Source organism: Synechococcus sp. R5-12, assembly GCF_047502655.1.
In the GTDB taxonomy this organism is placed as follows: domain Bacteria; phylum Cyanobacteriota; class Cyanobacteriia; order Thermostichales; family Thermostichaceae; genus Thermostichus.
In genome coordinates, this window is record NZ_JANSIM010000180.1 from 1 (window position 1) to 4,259 (window position 4,259).

Consider the following 4,259-nt stretch of genomic DNA (forward strand, 5'->3'; position numbering starts at 1 on the left):
CTACACGGCAGGACCGTTGCGGGTGAGTTTTCTGATGGCGGAAGCTTCTGGTCAACCCGGCTCTTCTGGGGCTCAGCAGGCGGGGCGTCCTGAGGGATGACGGATCCACTCCACCCGGCAAGACTGAAGAGCCAACGAGTGCTGATCGGTTTCGACCCAGGGCGCGACAAATGCGGCATTGCTGTGGTGCAGGTGTTTACGCAAACGGAGCTGAAGGTTTTACACCGGGAGGTGGTCCCTTCCGCGGCAGCGCTGTCTAGACTACAAACGCTCCGGCAACAGTTTCAGGCGGAGCAAGTGATCCTGGGCAATCAGACGACGGCCCAAGCCTGGAAGTCTCAACTGGAATCGATCCTCCCCCCGCAGCAGATTGTCCTGGTGGATGAGCGGCACAGCTCCCAAGAGGCCCGTCAGCGCTACTGGGATTTTTACCCACCGCAGGGATGGCAGCGGCTCTTGCCCAAGGGGATGCGGGTGCCAGCCAAGGCTTACGATGATCTGGTGGCTCTCATTTTGGTGGAGCGGTACTGTCGTGGGCGAGATACGGCTGAGCCGGCGTGAGCTGCTGCAGGGGATCCTGCTGGGGCTAATGGCGGCAGGATGTGGGGGGCCGGATGCACACCTGCCTCTTATCGTGGCGCTCAAGCAAGGGATCCCTGCCAGTTTGCTCAACGAGTTTCGCCGCAGGACTCAGGCCCGCTTTCGGCTGCAACTGTTGGATAGTCGGGATCAGTTGTTGGCCTATCTCCGGCAAAGTGTTCAGCCGGCTGATCCGGCCTGGTGGGATCCGGGGGGATGGTTCCGGCGGCGGCTGCCGGTGGCGGCTTTGAGTTTGTTGGGGGCCGACGGATTGGATCGGGCCATAGCTGCCGGTTGGCTGGCTCCTCTGCCGGCAAGCCTGTTGGGAGAACGATGGCAGAATCTGGATCCCCGTTGGCAAGCTGCGGCACTCCGGGAGGGGCAGATTTGGGGTGTGCCCTGGCGCTGGGGGGTAACGGCCATTGCCTACCGCCGGGATCGGGTGAGGGAGCCCATTCGGGACTGGGCGGATCTGTGGCGGCCTGAGCTGGCCGGCAAACTGACTCTGCCGGATCACCCGCGGGAGGTGATTGGGCTAACCCTAAAGAAAATGGGCCGCTCCTACAACGATCCCCTCAACCCTGAGGATGTGGAATTACGGCAAGAGCTGGGATCCCTGCATCGCCAGGTTTTAACTTACACCTCTTCCGACTACCTGCCCATCTTGCGCTTGGCCGATAGCTGGGTGGCCGTGGGCTGGTCGCAGGATCTCTACGCCACCCAAGCCAACTACCCTGAGCTGGCAGTGGTGATCCCGGCCTCCGGATCCGCCATCTGGTGGGATGTCTGGGTGCGACCCCACGTCGAAGACAATGCCCACACAGAATCAACCCAGACAGATTCCGGATCCCTGTTGGCCGACTGGCTCGATTTTGTCCTGAATCCCGAATTTGCGCCTCGCTTGGTCAACCTGAGCGGGATCCCTTCGGTTTTGCCGCTGGATTTGGCTCAACTTGCCCCACGCCTGCAACGCAGAGCCGACTTGCAAATCTCCACTTGGCAACGCTCGGAGATCTGGCGCCCCTTGAGCTCAGCCGAAGCCGAGTCCTATCTCAACCTCTGGGATCAAATGCGGCGGGGCCTTTTGTAGAAACACAGCGAGCGCGAGCCCTCCACTCTGCAACACTTCGTCAAGGTCCGCAATGCTTCTGAGGAGCTGTGGTAGGATGCCTGCTGTCTGATGAGCCAGTCGCATTTGCATCGAGGAGAGCACCTTGAGCCTGAGAGTTGCTGTTGTGGGGGGCGGGCCAGCCGGAGCCTCTGCTGCTGAAGTTCTAGCCCAAGCGGGAATTGAAACCTTTTTGTTTGAGCGGAAGCTGGACAATGCTAAGCCCTGTGGGGGCGCCATTCCTCTCTGTATGGTCTCAGAATTTGACCTTCCCCCCGAGATCATCGACCGCAAAGTGCGCAAGATGAAGATGATCTCCCCCTCCAACTATGAGGTGGATATCGCCCTTGAAAAGGAAAACGAATACATCGGCATGTGCCGCCGCGAGATCTTGGATGCCTTCTTGCGCAATCGTGCCCACCAAAAAGGGGCGGAGCTGATCAACGGCAAGGTAATGCATCTGGAAATCCCCCAGAATGGCCGGGATCCCTACATCCTGCACTACAACGATTTTTCCGACGGATCGAGGCAAGGGGTGCCGCGTTCTTTGGCTGTGGATGTGGTGATCGGGGCGGATGGGTTCCACTCCAAGGTGGCAGAAGCCATTGGTGCTGGCGACTACAACTATGCGCTGGCCTTTCAGGAGCGCATCCGGCTCCCGGACGACAAAATGGCCTACTACGCAGAGCGGGCAGAAATGTATGTGGGGGACGATGTTTCTCCAGACTTTTATGCCTGGGTGTTTCCCAAGTCCAACCATGTAGCCGTGGGCACCGGCACCATGAGGGCAAACCAAGCCCACATCCAAAAGTTGCAAGCTGGGATCCGCGCCCGTGCTGCCGAGCGTATCCGCGGCGGCCAGGTGATCAAGGTGGAAGCCCATCCGATCCCAGAGCATCCCCGCCCGCGCCGTGTGGTGGGCCGTGCTGCTTTGGTGGGAGATGCGGCGGGATACGTAACCAAATCCAGCGGCGAAGGGATCTATTTTGCTGCCAAGTCAGGCCGCATGTGTGCCGAGACCCTTGTCGAGACCTCCAACGGTGGCAAGCGCATTCCCACAGAGGAGGATCTAAAACTGTATCTCAAGCGCTGGGATCGCCAGTACGGCCTGACCTACAAGGTCTTGGACATCCTGCAGCGGGTGTTCTACCGTTCCAATGCCACTCGCGAAGCCTTTGTGGAGATGTGCGCCGACCGGGACGTGCAGAGGATGACCTTTGACAGCTACCTCTACAAGACGGTAGTGCCCATGAGCCCTTGGGTGCAGTTCAAGATCACGGTCAAAACCCTGGGCAGCCTGATTCGCGGCAACGCTTTGGCTCCCTGAAGTAACCCTACTGCCACTGGAAGGTCACCGTGACGCGATCCCAATTGGCCTCGGTTTTCAGCACACTGGCGGAGGCCCTTTGTCCGGGGGGCACGTCGCTGGGCTCAAATGCTGCCACTCGCGTATCGACAACTTCTTCTCCCCGATAGAAGGTGAAACGAGCACGGGCGTTGAGAACCGTGCGGGTGCTGCGGTTGATCGCTTCCACGCTTAGGCGGCTACCGGCCCCCACTCGTTCTTCCCGAATGGATCCCACGATTACAAAATCTCCTGGGCTAGCGGCAGACTCGGCTGGGGTGGCGGTCGGAACTGGGGTGCCAGGCTGTGGGGCCGTCTCGCTTTGCTTGGGATCCGACTGCCTCAGCAGCTCCAAAACACGGGCCAACTCCTGCTGAAAGAAAACAAAGGCTTCCCGCGATTGGTTGGCCACCTGGGCCAAAATCAGCCGATCCGACTCCTCTACCGGAATTTCCAGGAGGGGAGCTGGCCCTTTTAGGGTGACTCGGATGCTGGCGACTTCTTGGTTGATGAACTTATCCAGGTAGGGAAAGATGTTGAGAATGCAATCTTGGAAGGATCCCATCGGCATGATGCGATTGTTGGTCAGCACCAAGTCGGCCCGCTCACAGCTAGTCCGATCCTCCATATCAATTTCCAAGGGCACCCGAAAGGAGCCGAGGCTGGTGTTGGTGATGGTAACCCCAATGCCGTACACCTCCTGCCGCCAGCCGTGAACGATCTCCAGGCTGGGGCTGGTGACTTCCTCGGTGAAATACTCTCCGGCCCAGGTCGGGGATCCCCACAGAGGCAGGGCCAATAGCAGCACAGGGAAATGGCAGGTCAGTCTCCCCTTCACCTCAACCTTCCTTAACTCAACTCGCGGACTTTGGGGCAGAGCAGCGGTGTTTCTTGCTCCCCCGGGATGGCAATAGCCTAACCCAGGGCTGGCGCAAACCAGGGGGAGTCTTTGAATAATCTTTCCAACAATAACGGCTTTGAACTTCATCCGCTCTGCCCAAAAATAACCCGGTGCCTATCTTCATCAAGCTGGGGGTTGCCTTGGCGGTGGATCCCAGGGGCCATTTTGTCGGGGCAGCGCCACGGGCTCTGCCGTTTTCCGCTGGGATCCCGTCTGCGATAGGATCAGAAAGTCCAGCTTACTGGCGCAGGAGCCCCGCCCTCTGTCCGTAGGACGAGGGTTGGGAGGAATGCGGAAGTTATGATAGAACCATGACCCAAGTCCTG

General features: G+C 59.3%; 5 protein-coding genes. 3 read left to right on the forward strand and 2 right to left on the reverse strand.

Translation table 11 applies throughout. The features are described 5' to 3' along the window. Positions 1–96 precede the first annotated feature (96 nt). The 3 genes from ruvX to chlP all read left to right on the forward strand — a co-directional run bounded on the left by ruvX (position 97) and on the right by chlP (position 3,014). Positions 97–561 (forward strand): Holliday junction resolvase RuvX, encoded by a 465-nt coding sequence (gene ruvX / locus NW843_RS10025; protein WP_414522851.1) that lies wholly within the window; start codon positions 97–99, stop codon positions 559–561. Further along, positions 533–1,669, forward strand: a complete 1,137-nt coding sequence (locus NW843_RS10030; RefSeq protein ID WP_414522852.1) for an extracellular solute-binding protein — start codon at positions 533–535, stop codon at positions 1,667–1,669. Before ruvX ends, NW843_RS10030 begins: the two co-directional genes overlap by 29 nt. 124 nt (positions 1,670–1,793) lie before the next feature. Further along, entirely contained in the window at positions 1,794–3,014 is a 1,221-nt protein-coding gene (chlP, locus tag NW843_RS10035) for a geranylgeranyl reductase (RefSeq protein WP_414522853.1), read from the forward strand. Positions 3,015–3,021: 7 nt separating this feature from the next. Here the strand turns inward: chlP and NW843_RS10040 are convergent, their stop codons facing one another. Continuing rightward, positions 3,022–3,870, reverse strand: coding sequence for a hypothetical protein (locus tag NW843_RS10040; protein WP_414331048.1), 849 nt, complete (start codon positions 3,868–3,870; stop codon positions 3,022–3,024). A gap of 186 nt (positions 3,871–4,056) precedes the next feature. Next, positions 4,057–4,259: hypothetical protein (locus tag NW843_RS10045; RefSeq protein ID WP_414522854.1), on the reverse strand; the 203-nt coding region annotated here is incomplete at its 5' end.